Source organism: Thiomicrospira sp. ALE5, assembly GCF_900112445.1.
Taxonomy (GTDB): Bacteria; Pseudomonadota; Gammaproteobacteria; order Thiomicrospirales; family Thiomicrospiraceae; genus Thiomicrospira.
In genome coordinates, this window is record NZ_FOYY01000004.1 from 364,307 (window position 1) to 384,855 (window position 20,549).

Genomic DNA, 20,549 nt, shown 5'->3' on the forward strand with positions numbered 1-20,549 from the left:
GTCATATTCAGCTTTTAGGATACATCTCAACTGATTAGGTAAGCCATCATGAGTAAAGCAACTAAAAAAACCATCAAATCTGGCTCAAATGTGTTTGAGCACCAATCACTGCAAAGTTTAGAGGCTGTGTTGGACTATCTTGACACCATCCGCGACGGCTTTAAACAAGGTCATCTTAAGCTCAGCCAAGAGGACGATGAAGTCACCTTAACGCCAAAAGGCTTAACCCGGGTCAAAATCAAGGCGAAACAAGCCAAACAGCATCAAGAAATTCGCATTACCCTGGCATGGATTCCTGATGAAACAGCGGGTGAGCATGATCAAGCCGATGCTTTATTATTAAGCAGTAAAGCAGGCAGCAAAACGAAGAAGTCAAAAAAGACCAAGAAAAAACGCGCTAATCAGGACGATGCATGAAACCCAATGATGCCACGCCTGATGCACTGATTTTTTTATTATTAGAGCTGCAAAAACAAGTTCAATGGCTGCTTAAAGGCCTACAAAACCATGCATCAGAAAGCATCACCAAAAGTCAAACACGTACTGCCTATATCAATAATTTTGTTAATCAACTGGGCTCACAATTAACCGGATTGCCTCAACCACTAGCTTGGGCGCAGCTAGGTTTTCATGGTCAGCAAGCCAGTCAACAACTTACCAGCCTCGCTAAACTGGTCGAAAAACCATCTACGAAGACCGAGTCCGCGAAACTACACAAATCTCTCAGTAAGCCATTAAAACTGGCAGACAATGTGTTGCAGCAATTAATTGAACAACTCAAGCCTAGCTCGCCAAACAGTATCAAAGGTGTCACTGAAAACACCTCAGCGAAAACCCAACTTCAACAACTTGAAATCTTTTCGCTGAAACTGCCCGATAGCCTGAACGACTATAAGCTGACCCTGTGTTTAGCGCAGTTTAGTGCCCAACTTAGCCAACTCACCGAACGCATTAGCCAACTGGCTGAGGGCGTTCACGCTGAACCCGAACAATGGCGTGCGCTACAGGCTACACTGGCTCAAACCGAAGCGGACAATCTCGCCCGCGATGCAGGCAATCTGCAACTTGAAACCCTTGCCCATACTAAATCGGGCTGTGTAATTAGCAAGGTTGCTGCCGAACATGACCCCCATGCGCCCCTTGGCGTGGTTAAACAAGGCCAACGCGTCAAAATTAAACAAGAAAAGAGCCAATTTGCTCGCTGGCAAGATTATGCACCAGGCCTGGTGCCCGATGTCTATGGCTATCATCGTGAAGGCGAGCAAGCGGCGTTATTTGTTGAATTTTTAGACGGCATTCGCTTAGATCACTGGCTGACTCAGGCCAAACCGAAAGGCTATTTAGCCAGCCTTGCCTTGGTATGCGAACGGCTCGAAGAGGTGTGGCGCAATCAGGCCATCACCCTAGCCAGCAAAGACAACCCGCCCAAACTGTTTATGCAGCAGTTACAAGATCGACTCAATGATGTTTGGCACGTGCACGGCAACTTCAAAAAAGAACTGCATCAACTCGGCTCACTTAAAGGCATCAAGCTGCGCCAGTTAATTAAACAAGCGCATAAACTCGAAGCGCAACTGCAACCGCCTCAGCATTATTTTTGTCATGGCGACCTGAATCTCGACAATATTTTATTGCGCCCAGACAACCAACAAATCTTCTTGGTTGACCTTCATCGCTCCGGTTACCAAGATTATCTGCAAGATATTGCGGTGCTGATGGTGTCACACTTTCGATTACAGGTATATGATGCCGAACATCGCCAGCTGATTGGCCAAAGCATGACCCAGCTCTATCAGTTTGCTGAAACCTTTGCCGCATCGCAACAAGATGCCGCGATTCACCCGCGTTTGGCACTTGGCCTCGCACGCTCGTTTATTACCTCAACTCGCTTTGTATTAGATGAAACTCATGCTCGCGCAATGTTTGATCGTGGTCGCTTACTGCTTACTTTATTGTTAGACTACGCCAAAACCCATGACCCTGCTGACTTTCGGATAGATACGGAGATTTTTTATGGTCCTTACTAAGACCACGCATCACTCGCTCAAAATTGCTGTCATCGGCATTCCAGGCAAATGGTCTAGTGAGTTGCTTGCCGACGCGCTCGCTGCCCGCACCGGCTTTAAACTGATCATCGATTTGGGTGAAGTCGCAGCCGACTTAGCTAACAACCGTTTGCTCTATCGTGGTCAGGACTTGGCTGAGCTAGATGGCTTGGTGATTAAAAAAGCCGCCACCCGTTATCATCCCGGCATGATTGACCGTTTAGAAATGCTGCGCATTGCCGAATACCGTGGCGTGAAGGTGTTTTCATCACCGGAAAAAATTATTCGTCTAGTCGATCGTCTAAGCTGTACTGTAGCGCTACGTCAAGCCGGGATTGCTATGCCGCCCACCCTGGCAACCGAAAGTCTGGATGAAGCCCTTGAGGCAGTGCAACATTTTGGTGAAGCGATTATCAAGCCGCTCTTTTCAACCAAAGCCAAGGGGATGATTTGGTTGTCAGCCAAAACGCCGTTAAAAAAACTGCGTGATCAATTGACCGAATTTCAGCACGAACAAGGCTTTTTTTATATTCAACAAAAAATTAACCTGCCCAATCAAGATTTAGGGCTGATGTTTTTAGGCGGGCAGTATCAAGGCACCTATGCGCGGGTTAATCAAAAACACAGTTGGACGACTAGCACCAGTGAAGGCGGCAAATATGCCCCGGCCGAGCCCCATCCCGATACCCTAGCGATGGCTGAACGGGCTCAAGCAGTATTTAACCTTGATTTCACCACGGTAGATATGGCCGAAACAGCCGATGGCCCCATGTGCTTTGAAGTGTCTGCATTTGGCGGTTTTAAAGGGGCATACGATGCACTTGGTATGAATATGGCCGAAAAATATGCCGACTATGTTATGCAACAGATTCAGTCTGCCAAATAATTATTAAATAGAAAAGTACCGCTTATGACTGCAGACCAACCCGCAGACCAGACCTCAGCCACGCAACTCATTCGCCTTGCCGGCTGGCAACTGTTAATTCGTGCGCAAGATGCGCGCCTTCGCCAACAACTCGCCGACTACTTTGGCCCACATATTACCGATGATCAACAAGCGATTGTTGCGCACCTGCAACAGGATAATGCGCCTTGCTTAACCCTACATCTCAGTGCTTCCGAGCAGTTAACGCAACTCTATGCGCTGCCTTTTCAAGATTGGCAACGTGAGCCAGGTAAACAAGGACGCAAAGAAGCCATATATGACTTAAGCCCGAGTGATCGGCTCGTCCACAAGGTGCGCACTGGCTTAATTCTATGGCAACATCCGACCCAGTTGCGTGCCATGGGTGATCTGCTCGCCCATCCCAACCAAGTGATTAATTTTATCCTCAGTCAATACTTAAGTTGGCGGCTCAATCAAAGTGCGCCCAATCAACCTACAAACCAACTCGGTCATTGCGCTGCGCTGCGTTATCGCGATTATGGCATTGCCATCGCTGGATTTTCAGGCGGGGGGAAATCAACACTGATGTTGCATTTGTTACGCGAAGGCGATGCCTTTATCAGCAACGACCGAATTGTATTGCAGCGCATGGTGAATCAAGATCAAGCTGATCAGCCCAAACTTATCTGCTATGGCATTCCCAAACAACCCCGAGTCAACCCGGGCACCTTGCTCAATAACCCGGCTTTAAGCGGCATTTTGCCAGACCCGGCACGCTATGCCGCGTTAAGCGAGTCCGCATTGCGTGCGCTTGAGGAAAAATACGATGTCATGGTCGCTGGACACTTTCCCAACCAACCCTATCAGGCCAGCACGCCACTTGATTTGCTGATCATTTTGGATTGGCAGGCCAACGCCACCGAGCCGACCCTGTTGGTGCCGCTCAATATCCAAGCCGAACCCAAGTATTTATCAGCCATTATGAAATCGGCCGGCCCGTTTTATCAAAATGCGCAGGGTGTTACCCCCACGCAACCGCAAAGCCCCAATCCGCAGGACTATTTGCGGTTACTTCAAGGCAGCACCATAATGCGCTTAACAGGTAAGATTGATTTTCATGCCGCCAAAACGGCAATCGATGCCTATATAACCCAGCATAACTAATCAAGCTGGCTTGTTAACACCTGGCTTATTCACGTCCATCTTAATAACCACCAGGCCTGCTATTAAGACAAATACGGCTGAAATGGCCAAACAGGCCTCCATACCCGCTACTTGATAAACATAGCCTGATAACAGGGTGCCGACTAAGCGCCCAGCAGCATTCGCCATATAATAAAAGCCGACATCTTTCGACGTACCATCATGACTGGCAATCGACACGATCAGATAGGAATGCACCGCGGAATTTAGCGCAAACAAGACCCCAAATATCAACAGACCCACCACAAGGACTGTTTGCGGCGCCCAGTCCAGCAGCAACGCCATCACTAAGGGAGCGCCAGCTAAACTCAGCGCTAAAAAACGTGCGGTACCCGCGCTTGGGTTTTTGCCAGACTTCCACCCGGTTAGTTTCGGCGATAAGGCCTGAACAATACCGTAGCCAATCACCCAGAGCGCCAAATACGCGCCCACATAAGTATGATCCCACTCCAACACGGACACCAAAAACACCGGCAAGGCGACCACAAACCAGACATCACGGGCACCAAATAGAAAAAAGCGCGCCCCTGACAGCCAATTAAGCTGCGGGTTCTTCGAAAACATCTCATTAAACTTAGGTTTATGTTTGGCCTTGCCTAAGCGACCATCTAATAGCAGCATGGACACCAATAAAAATACCGTTAACACCCCAGCCATAATCCACATAGCCGCAGCAAACCCGACCCAAGCTAACAGCAACGCGCCAACAAAAAACCCAACCCCTTTCAAGGCATTTTTTGATCCCGTTAACAAGGTCACCCAACGATAGAGCTGGCCGGATTGATCAGACGCCAGGTTTTTGATGGCACTTTTCGCGCTCATTTTATTCAAGTCTTTAGCGATACCCGATAAGGCTTGCGCAATCATCACATAGACCACGCCCAGCCATTCGGCTGGCACAGTCAGCATTAACAAGGCCCCTACCTGCAAGGCCAAGCCAATATTCATGGTCACATTCAACCCCCAGCGCGCGCCTAACCAGCCGCCCACCAGATTGGTGACAATGCCAAAAAACTCATAAAACAAAAATAACAACGCGATTTCAAGCGGACTGTATCCCAGTTGCCAAAAATACAGCACCACCAGCATCCGCAACGCGCCATCGGTAATGGTAAAGGCCCAATAATTACCGGTTACCAGGCCATATTGCTGCAACGGACTCATTAGCAGGCCTGGTTGAGCTTAGCGACTTTAATGGCCAATTCGACCCAACGCGCAACATAACCGACTTCGTTGTCGTACCAAGCGAGGACTTTAACCTGCGTGCCATTTACCACCAGCGTTGATAAGCCATCAATGACCGATGAACAACGCTCGCCCTCATAATCCGCCGACACCAATGGTCGACTTTCAAAACCTAAAATACCTTGTAAATAGGTTTGTGCCGCTTTTTCAAACAAGCCGTTGACTTCCGCCACACTGGTTTCGCGATCCATTTCCATCACCAAATCAGTTAACGAGGCATTCATAAACGGCACGCGCACCGCCAAGCCGTTCAGCTTGCCATTGAGTGCTGGAAAAATGGTGCCAATTGCCGTCGCCGAACCCGTAGTGGTTGGAATCAATGATTGAAAACTCGCCCGCGCCCGACGTAAATCAGCATGACCGTGATCGACCACTTTCTGGGTATTGGTCAAGTTATGCATGGTGGTAATCGTGCCATGCTTAATACCAATTTGTTCGTGGAGCACTTTAATCACCGGTGCAATACAGTTGGTGGTACAAGAGGCGCCGGTAATAATCGGGTCTTGTCCTGGCACAAAAATGTCGTCATTAATGCCCATAACGATATTTTTAATGCCTTCTTTCATCGGCGCGGCCACCACCACCTGCGGCACGTCTTGCACAAGATAGGGTTGCAAAGCGGCTTGAGTTCTAAATTTACCGGTAGCTTCTAACACCACATCCAGCTTCATCTCGCCCCAAGCGGTGTCGTCAATAGCCTTATTCATCGAATAACCTATGCGCTGACCACCCACTTCAATTGCATCACCCGCATCACTGGCCTTAGCTTCATGCCACCAACGCCCATGCGCTGAATCAAAATTCATTAAATGGGCTGAACTCGCCGCATCACAGGCGGTTTCATTAATATGCACCACCTCAATGTTGTTTAGCTCCATCAAGTCTCTTAGCGCCAAACGTCCCATCCGTCCAAATCCGTTAATAGCCACTCGAATTGTCATCGTGTATCCTTTCATGCTTTTTAATGGTTGATTAGTTGGTCAAGTTAACGGGCTTCGCTATAATTAAAACTGTTGTTGATACTAAATTTAAAACCGGCTTGTTAGCCAGCGCGTTAACTTTAATACATATATGCCTAGGCAGATATTAACCGATTTAGCACCGAGGATGGTTGCATTTTTATGACAAACCTTTGGCACAGTCTTCCGCTAGACCAACTTGCGGCCCATGGCAAAGTCATCAGTGATCCGGTGCGCTTACGACTATTAACCCTGTTAGCTAGTCAGCCGAGCCTATGTGTCTGTGAGCTGGTTAGTGCGACCGCTCTAGGACAAAGTCTTATTTCCCGGCATTTGGCCTATTTAAAACGCCATGGCTGGGTGAATGCCCAACGCCAAGGGGCATGGATGCACTATCAACTCATCACTCCTCTCCCCTTACCCATTGAGCCTTGGTTGCAGGCCTGGCAAACTCACCCCGATTTTGCCGCTGATTTTGCTCGTTTGAGCGCGCCGACATGCTAACCGCTCGCCTCGCACACTGGCGTAGCCATTACACTTTGGTTCGTCAAATCATACTTGCAACCAGTGCCGGCTTGTTAATACTGATATTAAGCTGGTTAGTCCTGCAGGGGGCATGGGTATCAGCAGGCCTGCTGCTGGTCGGCATGGGCTTAGGTGCCACCCTGAATTATTTTGTGTTTGGCTTTAGTAGTAGCTGGCGTAAATCCATTTTAGAGGGCAACACGCTTGGGGCACGCGCGCAGGTGATTATGCTCGCCGCAGCACTCCTGTTATTTAGTCCACTGTTGTGGTTAGGGCAATCTGATGATTGGTCTTTTCAGGGGTTAGTGCGCCCAGCTGGGTGGTCGGTGATTCTGGGCGCATTTTTGTTTGGGATTGGGATGCAGTTGGCGAGTAATTGCTCGTCAGGTACGCTTAATCGCGTCGGCCAACTCCAAGCGCTGCCGATGGTGTCACTGCTGATGATGTTTGTCGGCGGCGTGCTGGCGGCTTATAGCTTTACCTACTGGGATGCCTGGCCAGCGTTGCACCCCTGGTCTTTTACACTGGATTGGGGCCTAGCAGGCCTGCTGATGAGTCTGGGCCTGCTGGCGCTGATCTATTGGGCATTAACCCGCTATGAGCAACGGCGCACCCAGCAACTTACCCAGTTACTTAACCTAGAGTCAAAATGGGGCGCGACGCCCTATGCGCCATCATCAAGCAACGATTTAGCACTCAGTCGCGCACAACAGCTACTGTTAGCAGGCCTGCTACTCGCGCTGCTTAGTGCCTTTATTTTGTTATTAGCGGGGCAACCCTGGTCGGTGGCATCGGTGTTTGCCCTCTGGCCGTTTAAACTAGCCGAGTGGATTGAATTACACACCGGCTGGATGCTGTTAGACTGGTCGTTTTGGGATATTGCCGGTCACTATCAAGACCGTGTCGCTCGACCGCTTTGGTTAGACCATGTCAGCATGACCACCTTAGGGGTTATATTTGGTGCGCTAGCCGTTACCCTTCTACAACCCAAGGCGATCAACCCCTTACCGGTCGGCCAGCACGCTATAGGCTATTATGCGCTTGGCGGTTTGTTAATGGGCTTAGGTGCTATGCTATCTTACGGCTGTAATATCGGCGCGCTCTTTAGCGGTATCGCCTCGGGTAGCTTACATGGCTGGCTATGGCTCATCGCCGCCGTTATCGGCAATATGGTGGCGCTAGCCTGGCTTAATCGCTCAAAATAACAGGAAAGACTTATGGAACAAGCGGATCGACTGACTATTATTCAAACGAAAGGGTCACTGGACTGGGCTTATCCAAGCTTAATTCTTGCCAGCACTGCGCGGACGCTCGACCAAGACGCACATATCTTTTTTAGCTATTATGGCATTCGCTGTTTACTAAAAGACACCCGTAGCTTGCGTGTATCACCCGTTGGCAATCCGGCGATGCCGATTCGCTCACCCATTGGCCCGGCCAGCTTAAAAGCGATTGATTGGCGAGGTTACACCCCTGACCTGCTATGGAGTTTACCGGGAATGACGCGCTTGGCAACCTGGGCTTTTAAACGCCAATTAGCCAGCCACGGCCAGCTGCCGTTTGCAGAGATGCGAGAACTGTGCTTAGAACTGGGCGTTAAAATGACCGCCTGCCAAATGAGCATGGAACTATTAGGGTTTAACCCAGCGGATCTGATTGAGGGCATTGAATATGCCGGTGCCGCCAGCTATCTCGCCGATTCGGCACGCGACCAAAGTTTATTTATTTAACCAACGCTATTTCACGGCTAGCGCTATTCGTCAGCTAGCATCGGATCACTGACCTGACCAGTGGTTAATTCATCAAACACGCTTAACGCATTGCGTAAAAACAGTTGACTATACATTGGACGATCTCGATAGGCCGGCATCTCAACGTGCCGTGCTAAATCCTGGCGCGCCACACCCTGCTCAATCGCTTGCTTGACCACCTTCTCTAAGTCTTTAAAGTAATCATAGGTTTGACGGGTTAACTCGGTTAAATTGGTGGCCCCACCGTGGCCAGGAATAACCAACAGATTGTCTAGATCCGGCGAATGGGTGGTCACATAGTCCACCATGCGTTCAAAAGATTGCAACCATTCACTGTAAGACGAGCCATGAAGCAGGCCTGGTAAACGCTCTACAAACCCCAAATCACCGGTAAACAAGATGTTCTTGCTTGGAATAAACGCACCGGTCATAGTTGGGGTATGCCCACCGCCAAAGTTGACCAAATGCACCTCATCCCCGGTACCTTCATTAATCACCAAGCGATCTTCAAAGCGCGTATAGCGATCAGCGACATTACGAACCGGCTGAATTAATAACGGCCCATACTCGCTGACCCGCTGCACGGCACGATCAAAGCCGCGAACCTGCCAAAAATCCGCCGCCGCCTGCTCGCTATATAGATTACGCACCCCAACATCCATCCAATAACTGGCCCCTAAATTAGCATGAGATTGATAATTCTCTATCGCCAACCATTTAATAGGCATCGCGGTATGACGCTGCAATTTTTGATGAAAACTATAGGCAACGGCGGGATTAGAACCGGTGTTATACACAAAAATACCCGACTCAAGCTCGACCGCCGTAATGTTATTATTCAAACCGAAATTTTCCAGCGTGCCCCACATTAGGGCACCCTTCACAAAAAACACCCCCGGCGCGACTTCCTCAATCGCCGGGATGGGCAAGACACGGCCTATATAGCCATGTTGTTGCAACAAGCGTTCATGTTGAGCGGTATAGTTTAAGATCGACTGCGCCAACACCGGATCATTAAGTTGCGCAGCATACTGCTTAAAGGCTCGCGACCACTCATCCTCATAGGCATTGTTCGATGCCTGACCATAAGCGAATGACGTCGTCAGCAGGCCTGCTGCCAATGCCATTACAGTAGATGTTTTAGTTAATGATTTCATGATTATCCTCTTCGTCATTATCTAAGCTATTAAACACTATTCAGTCATTATGCACAGGTCATTAGCTAAAACTCAAACCTCTTCAATTTGAGCACAATTCTTACCAAAATAAACGCCCTGGTATTTTTCCATGTCATACACCTGTCTTCGATTCATTTAGATAATGTTTAGCAATATACCAGTGACTAAAGCCAATAAATACGGGCATTGTTTGCTGAAACTTTTTTTACAAAAACTATTGCAAAGTGATTTTTAGGCTCTATAATACGCCACATCAAACGCAAGTTTGAACGACTATTCCCCAATAGTTCAGTTGGTAGAACACCGGACTGTTAATCCGTATGTCCCTGGTTCGAGTCCAGGTTGGGGAGCCAAATTTAAACCCCTCGCTTGTTGTTTAACTTGCGAGGGGTTTTTTGTTTTAAATCGCCCTATTTTGGGTGACAGCTAACCATACTGCGCTATTAACTCGTGTGAGCGGAGCTCTTACGCATTTTCTTGGCTATGGCTTCGAGCTCTTTAGCAAATTCATGGTATGCATCTGAATGCACGACTTCCATCGCCGCATCAATTAAAAGTTCGAGCTCTTCAAAATGCTCCTCACCCATCATTTCTAATTGCTGCTCATCCAACATAACCTTAAAACGCGCTACTACTTCTTTGGCATGACCGTTAATTCTCATCGTCATAATGCATATCCTATCAATTAAAAATCAGTTAATCGTCTTGAAAAATATCATCACCACTGGAAAGAATCAGCGGATCTGGTCCGCCGACAATCGACTCATCTTTTCCTTCATAAGGCAGGCTATTCAAGATAAATCGCATACAGGCTAAACGCGCACGTTTTTTATCATTTGACTTAACTACTGTCCAAGGACATTCATTGGTATTGGTATAAAAGAACATATCTTCTTTGGCTTTGGTGTAATCATCCCAGCGGTCTAAGGAGGCCAAGTCCATGGGCGAGAGCTTCCACTGCTTCAATGGATCATTTTTTCGACTCGTAAAGCGGCGCAACTGCTCCTTACGCCCAACCGAGAACCAAAACTTCATCAAGATTACGCCATCAGCGACCAACATCCGTTCAACCTCTGGCACTTGATGCATAAACTGGGTGTATTGCTGCGGTGTACAAAAGCCCATGACACGCTCAACACCGGCACGGTTATACCAAGACCGGTCAAACAGCACCATCTCACCTTGGGTCGGCATATGCTCTAAATACCGCTGAAAATACCACTGACCTTTTTCACGCTCATTAGGTTTATCTAAGGCGACGACCCTCGCGCCACGCGGGTTTAAATGTTCCATCACCCGTTTAATGGTGCCGCCCTTGCCCGCCGCATCACGCCCTTCAAACAACATCACAATACGCTGATCGGTATCTTTAACCCACTTTTGCATTTTGAGTAATTCAATTTGCAAATCACGCTTCATGGACTCATATTCACTGCGCCCCAACTTATCATCGTAAGGATAGTTACTCTCACTAGATTTAACTTGCTTCACATACACTCCTTGCCATTTTGCTTAAAACATATTTATTGCATAATCTCAGCATAGCAAGGGGGCTCTAAAATAGCCAAATAAAATAATTAATAGGCTAGAATCAACCCAATCAATGAAGAGGATACCCCATGACGCCACAGGATTACACTCACAACTTCGCACAAGTAAAACAACGAATTAAGCAAGCCTGCTTACAAGCCAACCGCGCCCCCAATGACGTGAGCCTCTTGGCGGTTAGCAAAACGCAACCGGCCACTGCGGTAGCCGCATTTATCGCCCTCGGCCAGCGCGCCTTTGGCGAAAACTATCTGCAAGATGCTTTGCCCAAAATAGCCGCCCATCCCGATGCAACCTGGCATTTTATTGGACCGATTCAATCCAATAAAACCAAACCGATTGCCGAGCATTTTGACTGGGTAGAAAGTGTCGATCGTCTAAAAATTGCTCAACGCCTTAGCGCGCAACGACCAACTCACCGCGCGCCGCTTAATATTTTGCTTCAGGTTAATATTAGTCAAGAGGAAAGCAAGTCTGGGTTTTTACCGGCAGAGCTGATCAGCGCAGCACAAGCGATTGCGTTATTACCAGGCCTGGTGATTCGCGGTTTAATGGCGATTCCCGCTGCGACCGATGACATTGCCGCGCAACGCCAAGCCTTTGCACAGGTGCGCGCGCTATTTGAACAACTACAAACGACCCTGCCGCAACACCCCATTGATACGCTTTCAATGGGCATGTCGAACGATTTAGAGGCCGCAATCCTAGAAGGCGCCACCCAAATACGCATTGGCACGGATTTGTTTGGCGCACGCGTCTAATGCTAAAATACACAAATTAAATTACTTAAAATCACCAATATGACCATCTCAATGACAAACCGACAACAACGCGCCGCTTTTCATAAACAAATCTGGGCAATAGCCAATGATGTGCGTGATTCTATTGATGCCATCGTTGCCGAAATCGAAAGGGCGTAAGGCATGAATGAATTCGGGCAATACAAAAAAATCAGCGACCCCGACAAACGACAAAAGGCCGAAAACTGGCGCATTGCCATTGGTCTGCAAGAGGTGGACGGTCTCACGCCATCGCCATATCTAATCCAAATCGCCATAGACAATATCGAAGGCAAACTTTCTGTCGAAGAAGCAGAGCAAGAGATTGCCACCTATTACCGCCACCATCCACCTGGCACCGCAAGCGAACAGAGAAAACGCGAGGCGGATGAAGTGTCATCGCGCATCAATAAACTACTTAGTACCAACGCTTTTACCTTCAGTCCAGCTGAATACATCGCTATTCATAAGTATCTGTTTACGGGGATTTTAGATGCCAAGGTTGCCGGACAACTCCGCGCTTTCGACATCACCAAGTCAGAACCGATTTTGCACGGCGAGAGTGTGCAGTATGGCAGCGCATTAAATTTGCGCGAAACGCTGGATTATGACTTTACCCAAGAAAAAAAATTTTCCTATCGCAATCTCACCAAAAAACAAGCGGTCGCGCATATCGCAGAATTCATCTCTGACCTCTGGCAAATTCATCCCTTTGCTGAAGGCAATACCCGCACCACCGCCGTGTTTTTAATCAAGTATCTGCGTCAGCTCGGATTTAAGGCCGACAACAGCCTGTTTGAAGAAAACGCCCTCTATTTTCGCAATGCCTTGGTACGAGCGAACTACCAAAACCTAGAATACGGCATTGAGAAAACCACCGCTTACCTGGATCGATTTTTTGGCAATCTGTTGTTTGGTGAACAACATCCGCTTAAAAACCGTGACCTGATGATCGTCCTATCACCAGAAAACCCTCCAGCAGTCACCAGAAAACCACCAGAAAACCACCAGAAAATTCTTCACGCCCTCGCACACAACCCCTCCGCCAGCCGCAAAGAGCTTTCGGTATCGATGGATATGACCGAAAACCAAGTGCGTGGTGTGATTAACAAACTGCGTGATGCCGGTATTATTCGGCGAGTCGGTCCCGACAAAGGCGGCTATTGGCAAATAATCACTGGAGAGTAATCATGAACCAGCCGAACAGCCGGATTAATGTTGAAGTGGTATTGAATAATGGAACCTTTTGGCTAACGCAAAAACGCATGGCGGAGTTGTTTGGTGTCTGTGTGCTTACGATTTCTAAGCACCTTGAAAACATCTACGAATCGGATGAATTGCAGCGAGAGGCAACTATTTCCATTTTGGAAGCAGTTGCCGAAAATGGCAAAACTCAATAAATCCGCAAACATAGCTTAGCAAACGCGATTATTTCCGCCCCTGACCCAATCTTGCTAGAATAGAACACACTTTTTAATAAAGGACTTCATCATGTCACGAACCCTGATTAAACACGCCACGATTGTCAACGAAAACCAGCAGCAGGTTGCTGATGTTTTGATCGAAAACGGTCGCATTGCCCAAATTGCACCGCAGATTGATGTTAAAGCCGACCTTGAAATCAACGCCGAAGGCTTGCATTTGTTGCCCGGCATGATTGATGATCAGGTGCATTTTCGTGAACCGGGCATTACCCATAAAGGCGATATCGGCACGGAATCACGTGCCGCAATCGCCGGTGGCACCACCAGTTATATGGAAATGCCCAATGTCAATCCGCCTTCTGTCACTTTAGAGGCCTTGGAAGCCAAGTATGCCATCGGTGCTGAAAAATCCTGGGCGAACTACTCGTTTTATTTGGGTGGTACCAATGATAATGCGGATGAAGTCGCAAAAGTAAACCCGAAAACCGTCTGTGGCGTCAAAGTGTTTATGGGCTCGTCAACCGGCAATATGTTGGTCGATCAAGAAACCGCGTTACGCGCGATTTTTAGCAATAGCCCCATCATAATCACCACCCACTGCGAAGATACGCCGATGATTAAGGCCAATGAAGAGGCCTTCCGCGAAAAATATGGCGACGATGTGCCCATGAGTGCGCATCCGATTATTCGTAGCCGCGAAGCCTGCTATAAATCCTCAGCGATGGCGGTGAAGCTGGCACAGGAAACCGGCGCACGCTTGCATATTTTGCATATCACCACTAAAGAAGAATTGGATCTGTTCACCCCCGGCCCGTTGGCCAACAAAAAAATCACCGCCGAGGCCTGTGTCCACCATTTGTGGTTTACCGATGCCGACTATGAGACTAAAGGATCGTTGGTGAAATGTAACCCGGCGGTCAAAACCCAAGCCGACCGCGATGCGATTCGCCAGGCGGTGATTGATGGCCGTATTGAAGTGATTGCCACCGACCATGCGCCGCATACTTGGGACGAAAAACAAAACAGCTACTTTAAAGCCCCGGCTGGCCTGCCTCAGGTGCAACAGTCGTTAAGCGCCCTGCTTGACCTCTATCACCAAGGCGTCTTTACCCTAGAGCAAATTGTCGATCGTACCTCACACAATGTGGCACGGCTGTTTGACATTCAAGACCGTGGCTTTATCCGCGAAGGCTATTGGGCAGATTTAGTGTTGGTGGATTTAAACAAGCCGCATACTGACACCAAGGAAACAAATTTATACAAATGCCAATGGTCACCTTGGGAAGGCCATACCTTTAAATCCAGCGTGATTAAAACCCTGGTCAATGGCCGTGTCATGTATGATCAAGGGCAGTTTGCCGAGTTTGTGCCTGGCCAACGTTTATTATTTAACCGCTAAGGAGGACTAGATGGCATTGCAATCAATCAATCCTGCAACCGGTGAAAAGCTGGCTGAATTTGAAGCCTGGGATCAAGAACGCTTAGATTTAGCGGTTCGCCGCGCGGCAGCCGAATTCTTGGAGTGGTCACAACGCACCCCGATGGACATACGCTGTCAGCTGATGAAAAACGCCGCGGAGGTCTTGCGTGAAAAGCAAGATGAACTGGCTAAACTCATTACCCTTGAAATGGGTAAGTCGATTAATGAAGCCAAATCCGAAATCGAAAAGTCCGCCTGGGTGTGTGAGTTTTATGCCGAAAACGGCCCGGCCTTCTTGGCCGACGAGCTGATTGAAACCGATGCCAGCAAAAGCTATATTTGCTACCAACCGCTTGGCGTGGTGCTGGCAGTGATGCCTTGGAACTATCCGTTTTGGCAGGTCTTTCGCTTTGCCGCGCCGGCACTGATTGCTGGAAATATTGGCTTGTTAAAACACGCCTCGAATGTACCGCAATGCGCCCAAGCTATTGAGCAGGTATTTTTAGAAGCGGGCTTCCCGCCGCATATTTTCACCAATCTGATGATAGGTTCAGACAAGGTTGAAAATGTGATCCGCAATCGTTATGTGCGTGCCGTGACCCTAACCGGCAGTGAACCTGCCGGACGTAAAGTCGCGGCCATTGCCGGAGCGGAATTGAAAAAGACCGTGCTTGAGCTGGGTGGCTCGGATGCGTTTATCGTGATGAACGATGCCGATATACCAGCCGCCATTGAAGCAGCTGTCACCAGTCGCTATCTAAATATGGGCCAAAGCTGCATTGCCGCCAAGCGCTTTATCATTGATCAGTTTGTTTATGAAGACTTTATTAGTCGTCTGAGAGCAGCTGTGGAGGCTAAGTTTGTTGCAGGCGACCCGCTCGACCCGGCTACCACCCTATGCCCAATGGCGCGCCAAGACCTGTTGGATGAACTGCATCAACAGGTACAAACCTGCGTCGATTATGGTGCGCGTTTAGTCACAGGCGGTTATCAACTGGATCGCCCCGGCAGCTATTATGCGCCGACTATTTTGGCCGATATTTCGAGCGCGATGCCCGCCTATCGTGAAGAGTTTTTTGGCCCGGTAGCACTGATATTTAAAGCGACTGAACCGGCGCATGCCGTGGGCTTGGCAAATGCAACTGATTTTGGCTTGGGCGGTTCAGTCTGGTCTGGCGACCACGCCACCGCAGAAACCATGGCACTGCGTATGGAATCAGGGGCATGTTTTGTCAATGACTTCACCAAATCCGATCCACGCTTACCCTTTGGTGGCGTGAAAAACTCCGGCTATGGCCGCGAACTGTCATATCACGGCATTCGCGAGTTTACCAACGTCAAATCGATTTGGATTAAATAACAGCGATTACCATTTTGGCGATACTCTAAAAAACAGCGTCTTTAGGTACTCTGTTTCAGGTATCGCCGGATGAATCGGATGATCCGGGGCTTGACCTGCTTGATCAAACAATGTAACCGTACGGTCTAAATGACTGGCGGCAGCTTGCACCTGCGATATTAAGGTCGCGCGAGGCATGTGGTGTGAACAGGATGCTGACACCAATACACCATTCGGCTCGACTAAACGCATCGCCAACTCATTAACCCGTCGGTAACCTTCTGAACCCGCCTTAAAATCTTTTTTACGTTTAATAAACGCCGGCGGATCGACAATAACCACATCAAATTTTTCAGCCTGTTGTGCAAGCGCCGTCAGTACTTCAAACGCATTGCCCTGATAACTGGTGACTTTATCTGCTACACCATTCAGCTCCGCATTAAGATGCACGCCGTCTAACGCCGCTTCAGAGGCATCAACACAAGCGACTTCGCGCGCACCAGCCACGGCGGCTAACACGCCCCAACCCCCTAGGTAGCTGAACACATCTAAGACGCGTTTATCCTTGACCAACTCGGCACAACGCGCCCGCCCTGAACGATGATCATAAAACCAGCCGGTTTTTTGTCCCCCTAGACCGGGAACAATAAAACGCACCCCATTTTCGACCAGCTCTACTTGCTCGGGTAACTCGCCATAGGCCAGCGCTTGATAGCGTTCTAAGCCTTCGATATCTCGGCTAGCCGTATCATTACGCCACACCACCGCACGCGGGTGATGGAGATTGATCAACACTTGTAAAATATCATCTTTACAGGCTTCCATTCCCGCCGTGGTAATTTGAGCGACAAACACGTCGTTAAAACGATCAATCACCAGGCCTGGTACCCCATCGCTTTCGCCAAAAGCTAAACGATAATAAGGCTGATCATAATTGAGCTCGCGTAATGCTTGCGCTTGTTGTAAGCGTTTTTTGAAAAACGTCATGCCAAGCTGATGTTTGGTGTCACGGCTAAACACCCGCGCACAAATCAAGTTATTTGGATTAACATAGGCCAAGCCCAACGCCTTGCCATTACTCGCTTCAACCACGACCTGTTGACCCGGCTCAAATGCTTTTAACGGCGTAACCTGTGTGTCCACTTCATTACTAAACACCCACATATGGCCTTGCTTAATACGGCGTTCTTCGTGCTTTTTTAAGCGCAAATTCGGAAAATTAGCCATCGATTTCCGCCTGATAGTCTTCTGCGGTAAATAAATCTTCTAGCTCGCCGATATCATCTGGCTTAATCTTAAATAACCAACCGGCGTCATAGGGTTCATCATTCACCAATTCTGGTTCATCTTCTAGCGCATTGTTCACCGCCACAATTTCACCACTGATTGGCGCGTGAATATCAGAAGCCGTTTTCACCGATTCCAGCACCATAATGTCATCACCGGCACTGACCGTCTCGCCTACTTCAGGTAAATCGGCATTGACCAAATCACCCAAAGATTCTTGAGCAAAATCGGTGATGCCCACCACAGCCAAACCCTGCTCGTCTAAATAAACCCATTCATGGGTGGTGCAATATTTTAAGTGTTCAGGTAGTTGGCCCATCTTGGCAATCCTATATAAAAGTTGTTATTGAAATAATATTTTAGCTATTATAACCAAGGCATATTATTAATACAGCCGCGCCGTATATTAATGCACCTAACCACACAATGTCTTTTCAAAAGGTTCAACTATGCGTTGGTTAAAAACCGCCCTATTATCTTGTTTGCTTTATGTCCCTAGCAGCCAGGCTTACCAGCATGCGGTGGCGATGCCTGACCATTATTCAGCCGCGATTGCCCAGCATATTCTTGATCGTGGAGGCAATGCTGTCGATGCCGCCGTGGCCGCCTCATTTGGTCTCGCGGTGACCTATCCTGAAGCCGGCAATTTGGGCGGGGGTGGCTTTATGCTGATGCGCATGCATCATCACAATTGGTTTTTAGACTATCGTGAAACCGCACCCGCTCGTGCCCATCGTGACTTATTTTTAGATGAACAAGGTGAAGTGATACCCTTTGCATCGCTATTAGGTCCGCAATCTAGCGGCGTACCGGGTCAAGTGATGGGCTTGTGGCAAGCGCATCAACGCTTTGGTCATTTACGTTGGCAGGAAGTCTTAGCACCCGCGATTGAATTAGCTGAACAGGGTTTTGTGGTGTCCCAAGCATTGGCTGATGTCGCTGACTGGTACAGTGGTTGGTCTAGCGATAAAGGCTATAGTAACAACTTTAATACGTATTTTGGTAATTTGGGGGTGGGTGAGCGGCTGGTTCAGCCTGAACTAGCCGCTACGTTAAAGCGCCTGTCACGCGATGGTGTAAGGGAGTTTTATCATGGTGAAACGGCCGATTTAATTGTCGCGCATCAACAACGTATTGGCGGTTTGATTACCCATCAAGATCTGGCCAACTATCACGCCATTTGGCGCGAACCTGTGCAAGCTGACTGGCAAGGTATGACCGTCGTGTCCGCTCCACCGCCCAGCTCAGGCGGTATTGCGCTGATTCAATTGCTATTGATGGCCGAACAACATCAACAGGCACTCAAGGCTGAATCCCATAATTCGGCGCACTATATCCATATTCTAGCGGAGCTGAAAAAACGCGCCTATGCCGATCGTGCGGAATATTTAGGCGATAGTGATTTTGTGGATGTACCCATCGCAAAATTGATTGATCCAGCTTATATTGCTAAGCGTGCCGCGAAGATTAATTTAACTGCACCCAGTGCTACTGAAGCAGTGGCACCAGGCCTGGCACCGTTTAATGAGTCTGAACAAACCTCGCATTTTTCTATTGTAGATCGCTGGGGCAATGCCGTGGCTAGCACCTTCACCCTGAATATGCCGTTCGGTAATGGCTGGGTCGTACCTGGAGCTGGGTTTTTAATGAACAATGAAATGGATGATTTTTCAGCCAAACCCGGCGTGCCCAATTTATATGGTGTGATAGGCAATGAAGCGAATGCCATTGCACCGAATAAACGCATGCTGTCATCAATGAGTCCAACCATCGTGATTGCCAATCAAAAAGTCGATGCAGTACTAGGCACGCCCGGTGGTTCAACGATTATTACCAGCGTGTTTCAAACCCTACTTAACAGTTACTGGTTTAAGATGCCGTTACAACAAGCCATAGATATTACGCGAGTACATCATCAACTTTGGCCATCACAACAGATAGGTTTTCACCCGGAACTCGATAGCAGCACACAACAACAATTGCGTGAGTTGGGCTATCAAGTGGAAGCACGACGCTTTTTTGGCGATATGCAAGTGATTAAGCGACAAGCCGATGGTACGTTTGACGCAGCTTCAGACCAACGTGGGCGCGGTGAAAGCCGCGTTTGGCCACAACCTCAGTAACTTTAGTTATTCGATTATTTATCCAGGCGTTGGCCGACCAAACGGCTACCGCCATCTAAGGGCAAAATCGTGCCCGTGGTGTAGGGATTATCCAGCAAATAATCGACAGCATGGCACAACACCTGCGCACCCGGCTCCATCGGCAACAATAACCGGTCTAAACGTGCTTGACGATAGGCCGCACTGTCTTGCGGATGAAAAGTTAATAAGGCGGGGGCAATGGCATTAACTTTTACATCAGGGGCAAAAGCTTGCGCAAAAGACAAGGTCATATTTTCTAGTGCGGCTTTGGTTGCTAAATAGGCAATTTTCGACGGATGACCTTGGCTAACGCGCGCATCGGAAATACTGATAATATCCTTTTGCTCGGACTGGCAGGCTTGTAACAAGGGTAAGCAGGCCTGGTTAAGCTCATAAGGCGCACGCACATGCACATCAAATTGTTTTTGCAAGGCATCTGGTGCCGAATCCGGCCACCAGAGCGAGGCATTGTGAATCAAGGCGCGGATACTACCGATCCGCTCGGTCAATTTTGGCAGCAAGTGCTTAACCGCATCGGGTTGATTAAAATCCACCTGCAAGCCCACTGCGCCGGCGTCTAACAACTGCTCTACGCCCGGCTTGAGGCTTCGATAGGTAAATACAATCGGATGCGAACGCCTCTGCATTAAATGCTGCGCTAAAGCCAACCCGATTCGCTGACCTGCCCCGGTAATCACGATTGCCTGTTCGAGTTTCACACTGCCTCCTGATTCCCTTCACAATTTAAACTATAATAAGTGAAACAGAATTCTACTGCGTTGACCTCTCGCATAAAAGCGAAAAAAAGGAACAGAT

General features: G+C 48.6%; 21 protein-coding genes and 1 tRNA gene. 14 read left to right on the top strand and 8 right to left on the bottom strand.

The genetic code is table 11. The annotated features are described in order from the left end of the window. The first annotated feature begins 48 nt into the window (after positions 1–48). From BM293_RS08525 to BM293_RS08540, 4 genes are read left to right on the top strand one after another with little or no spacing between them, the layout of a single operon-like run. Complete coding sequence (locus BM293_RS08525) at positions 49–417, top strand: amphi-Trp domain-containing protein (RefSeq protein ID WP_093448458.1); 369 nt, start codon at positions 49–51, stop codon at positions 415–417. Further along, a complete protein-coding gene (locus BM293_RS08530; protein WP_093448459.1) occupies positions 414–2,027 on the top strand; it encodes an aminoglycoside phosphotransferase family protein in 1,614 nt (537 codons plus the stop codon). The genes BM293_RS08525 and BM293_RS08530 overlap by 4 nt, the downstream gene beginning before the upstream one ends. Beyond that, the gene (locus BM293_RS08535; protein ID WP_093448461.1) at positions 2,014–2,931 is read left to right on the top strand and encodes a GAK system ATP-grasp enzyme; all 918 of its coding nucleotides are present in this window, start codon (positions 2,014–2,016) and stop codon (positions 2,929–2,931) included. Before BM293_RS08530 ends, BM293_RS08535 begins: the two co-directional genes overlap by 14 nt. 24 nt (positions 2,932–2,955) lie before the next feature. Then, positions 2,956–4,095: an HprK-related kinase B gene (locus BM293_RS08540; RefSeq protein ID WP_093448463.1), complete on the top strand. Its 1,140-nt coding sequence runs from the start codon at positions 2,956–2,958 to the stop codon at positions 4,093–4,095. Here the strand turns inward: BM293_RS08540 and arsJ are convergent, their stop codons facing one another. Together arsJ and BM293_RS08550 are read right to left on the bottom strand one after the other, a co-directional pair. Then, positions 4,096–5,298, bottom strand: coding sequence for an organoarsenical effux MFS transporter ArsJ (gene arsJ, locus BM293_RS08545; protein ID WP_093448464.1), 1,203 nt, complete (start codon positions 5,296–5,298; stop codon positions 4,096–4,098). Then, a complete protein-coding gene (locus BM293_RS08550) occupies positions 5,298–6,320 on the bottom strand; it encodes an ArsJ-associated glyceraldehyde-3-phosphate dehydrogenase (protein WP_093448466.1) in 1,023 nt (340 codons plus the stop codon). Before BM293_RS08550 ends, arsJ begins: the two co-directional genes overlap by 1 nt. Positions 6,321–6,500: 180 nt before the next feature. On the opposite strand from BM293_RS08550, the gene BM293_RS08555 reads away from it, so the two are divergent. The 3 genes from BM293_RS08555 to BM293_RS08565 are packed head-to-tail and all read left to right on the top strand — an operon-like array spanning position 6,501 to position 8,593. After that, positions 6,501–6,842 carry an ArsR/SmtB family transcription factor gene (locus tag BM293_RS08555; RefSeq protein ID WP_093448467.1) on the top strand — a complete coding sequence of 114 codons (342 nt, stop codon included), beginning with the start codon at positions 6,501–6,503 and terminating at the stop codon, positions 6,840–6,842. Beyond that, a complete protein-coding gene (locus BM293_RS08560) occupies positions 6,836–8,068 on the top strand; it encodes a YeeE/YedE thiosulfate transporter family protein (RefSeq protein WP_093448469.1) in 1,233 nt (410 codons plus the stop codon). The genes BM293_RS08555 and BM293_RS08560 overlap by 7 nt, the downstream gene beginning before the upstream one ends. Before the next feature lie 12 nt (positions 8,069–8,080). Next, a complete protein-coding gene (locus BM293_RS08565) occupies positions 8,081–8,593 on the top strand; it encodes a DsrE/DsrF/DrsH-like family protein (RefSeq protein WP_093448471.1) in 513 nt (170 codons plus the stop codon). A gap of 23 nt (positions 8,594–8,616) precedes the next feature. Here the strand turns inward: BM293_RS08565 and BM293_RS08570 are convergent, their stop codons facing one another. Further along, a complete protein-coding gene (locus BM293_RS08570; RefSeq protein WP_093448473.1) occupies positions 8,617–9,771 on the bottom strand; it encodes an MBL fold metallo-hydrolase in 1,155 nt (384 codons plus the stop codon). 298 nt (positions 9,772–10,069) lie between these two features. On the opposite strand from BM293_RS08570, the gene BM293_RS08575 reads away from it, so the two are divergent. Next, positions 10,070–10,145: transfer RNA gene (locus tag BM293_RS08575), tRNA-Asn, on the top strand. Between the two features lie 90 nt (positions 10,146–10,235). Here BM293_RS08575 and BM293_RS08580 read toward each other — a convergent pair. Together BM293_RS08580 and ppk2 are read right to left on the bottom strand one after the other, a co-directional pair. Then, complete coding sequence (locus BM293_RS08580; protein ID WP_093448475.1) at positions 10,236–10,460, bottom strand: hypothetical protein; 225 nt, start codon at positions 10,458–10,460, stop codon at positions 10,236–10,238. Positions 10,461–10,488: 28 nt separating this feature from the next. Next, a complete protein-coding gene (gene ppk2 / locus BM293_RS08585; protein WP_093448477.1) occupies positions 10,489–11,283 on the bottom strand; it encodes a polyphosphate kinase 2 in 795 nt (264 codons plus the stop codon). A 128-nt stretch (positions 11,284–11,411) separates the two neighbouring features. Here ppk2 and BM293_RS08590 point away from each other — a divergent pair, with 128 nt between their 5' ends. From BM293_RS08590 to BM293_RS08610, 5 genes are all read left to right on the top strand, one after another. Further along, complete coding sequence (locus BM293_RS08590) at positions 11,412–12,101, top strand: YggS family pyridoxal phosphate-dependent enzyme (RefSeq protein WP_093448479.1); 690 nt, start codon at positions 11,412–11,414, stop codon at positions 12,099–12,101. 162 nt (positions 12,102–12,263) lie between these two features. Beyond that, entirely contained in the window at positions 12,264–13,307 is a 1,044-nt protein-coding gene (locus tag BM293_RS08595) for a Fic family protein (protein WP_093448481.1), read from the top strand. Positions 13,308–13,309: 2 nt separating this feature from the next. Beyond that, the gene (locus tag BM293_RS08600; protein WP_093448483.1) at positions 13,310–13,519 is read left to right on the top strand and encodes a hypothetical protein; all 210 of its coding nucleotides are present in this window, start codon (positions 13,310–13,312) and stop codon (positions 13,517–13,519) included. 91 nt (positions 13,520–13,610) lie between these two features. Next, complete coding sequence (locus BM293_RS08605; RefSeq protein WP_093448485.1) at positions 13,611–14,942, top strand: dihydroorotase; 1,332 nt, start codon at positions 13,611–13,613, stop codon at positions 14,940–14,942. Between the two features lie 10 nt (positions 14,943–14,952). Next, positions 14,953–16,323 carry an NAD-dependent succinate-semialdehyde dehydrogenase gene (locus BM293_RS08610; protein ID WP_093448486.1) on the top strand — a complete coding sequence of 457 codons (1,371 nt, stop codon included), beginning with the start codon at positions 14,953–14,955 and terminating at the stop codon, positions 16,321–16,323. Positions 16,324–16,329: 6 nt separating this feature from the next. On the opposite strand, the gene BM293_RS08615 is transcribed toward BM293_RS08610, so the two are convergent. Both BM293_RS08615 and gcvH read right to left on the bottom strand, forming a co-directional pair. Then, on the bottom strand, positions 16,330–17,529 hold the full coding sequence (locus BM293_RS08615) for a class I SAM-dependent rRNA methyltransferase (protein WP_093448488.1): 1,200 nt from the start codon (positions 17,527–17,529) through the stop codon (positions 16,330–16,332). After that, positions 17,522–17,908 (bottom strand): glycine cleavage system protein GcvH, encoded by a 387-nt coding sequence (gene gcvH / locus BM293_RS08620; RefSeq protein WP_093448490.1) that lies wholly within the window; start codon positions 17,906–17,908, stop codon positions 17,522–17,524. The genes BM293_RS08615 and gcvH overlap by 8 nt, the downstream gene beginning before the upstream one ends. Before the next feature lie 130 nt (positions 17,909–18,038). Here gcvH and ggt point away from each other — a divergent pair, with 130 nt between their 5' ends. Then, positions 18,039–19,712 (top strand): gamma-glutamyltransferase, encoded by a 1,674-nt coding sequence (gene ggt, locus BM293_RS08625; protein ID WP_093448492.1) that lies wholly within the window; start codon positions 18,039–18,041, stop codon positions 19,710–19,712. A gap of 14 nt (positions 19,713–19,726) precedes the next feature. Here ggt and folM read toward each other — a convergent pair whose 3' ends face one another. Beyond that, complete coding sequence (gene folM / locus BM293_RS08630; protein WP_093448494.1) at positions 19,727–20,452, bottom strand: dihydromonapterin reductase; 726 nt, start codon at positions 20,450–20,452, stop codon at positions 19,727–19,729. Between the last annotated feature and the right edge of the window lie 97 nt (positions 20,453–20,549).

Bases quoted from the DNA above. Each gene is read 5' to 3' on its own strand.
- BM293_RS08525 (WP_093448458.1), top strand. From the start codon at position 49: ATGAGTAAAGCAACTAAAAAAACCATCAAATCTGGCTCAAATGTGTTT.
- BM293_RS08530 (WP_093448459.1), top strand. From the start codon at position 414: ATGAAACCCAATGATGCCACGCCTGATGCACTGATTTTTTTATTATTA.
- BM293_RS08535 (WP_093448461.1), top strand. From the start codon at position 2,014: ATGGTCCTTACTAAGACCACGCATCACTCGCTCAAAATTGCTGTCATC.
- BM293_RS08540 (WP_093448463.1), top strand. From the start codon at position 2,956: ATGACTGCAGACCAACCCGCAGACCAGACCTCAGCCACGCAACTCATT.
- arsJ (WP_093448464.1), bottom strand. From the start codon at position 5,298: ATGAGTCCGTTGCAGCAATATGGCCTGGTAACCGGTAATTATTGGGCC.
- BM293_RS08550 (WP_093448466.1), bottom strand. From the start codon at position 6,320: ATGACAATTCGAGTGGCTATTAACGGATTTGGACGGATGGGACGTTTG.
- BM293_RS08555 (WP_093448467.1), top strand. From the start codon at position 6,501: ATGACAAACCTTTGGCACAGTCTTCCGCTAGACCAACTTGCGGCCCAT.
- BM293_RS08560 (WP_093448469.1), top strand. From the start codon at position 6,836: ATGCTAACCGCTCGCCTCGCACACTGGCGTAGCCATTACACTTTGGTT.
- BM293_RS08565 (WP_093448471.1), top strand. From the start codon at position 8,081: ATGGAACAAGCGGATCGACTGACTATTATTCAAACGAAAGGGTCACTG.
- BM293_RS08570 (WP_093448473.1), bottom strand. From the start codon at position 9,771: ATGAAATCATTAACTAAAACATCTACTGTAATGGCATTGGCAGCAGGC.
- BM293_RS08580 (WP_093448475.1), bottom strand. From the start codon at position 10,460: ATGACGATGAGAATTAACGGTCATGCCAAAGAAGTAGTAGCGCGTTTT.
- BM293_RS08590 (WP_093448479.1), top strand. From the start codon at position 11,412: ATGACGCCACAGGATTACACTCACAACTTCGCACAAGTAAAACAACGA.
- BM293_RS08595 (WP_093448481.1), top strand. From the start codon at position 12,264: ATGAATGAATTCGGGCAATACAAAAAAATCAGCGACCCCGACAAACGA.
- BM293_RS08600 (WP_093448483.1), top strand. From the start codon at position 13,310: ATGAACCAGCCGAACAGCCGGATTAATGTTGAAGTGGTATTGAATAAT.
- BM293_RS08605 (WP_093448485.1), top strand. From the start codon at position 13,611: ATGTCACGAACCCTGATTAAACACGCCACGATTGTCAACGAAAACCAG.
- BM293_RS08610 (WP_093448486.1), top strand. From the start codon at position 14,953: ATGGCATTGCAATCAATCAATCCTGCAACCGGTGAAAAGCTGGCTGAA.
- BM293_RS08615 (WP_093448488.1), bottom strand. From the start codon at position 17,529: ATGGCTAATTTTCCGAATTTGCGCTTAAAAAAGCACGAAGAACGCCGT.
- gcvH (WP_093448490.1), bottom strand. From the start codon at position 17,908: ATGGGCCAACTACCTGAACACTTAAAATATTGCACCACCCATGAATGG.
- ggt (WP_093448492.1), top strand. From the start codon at position 18,039: ATGCGTTGGTTAAAAACCGCCCTATTATCTTGTTTGCTTTATGTCCCT.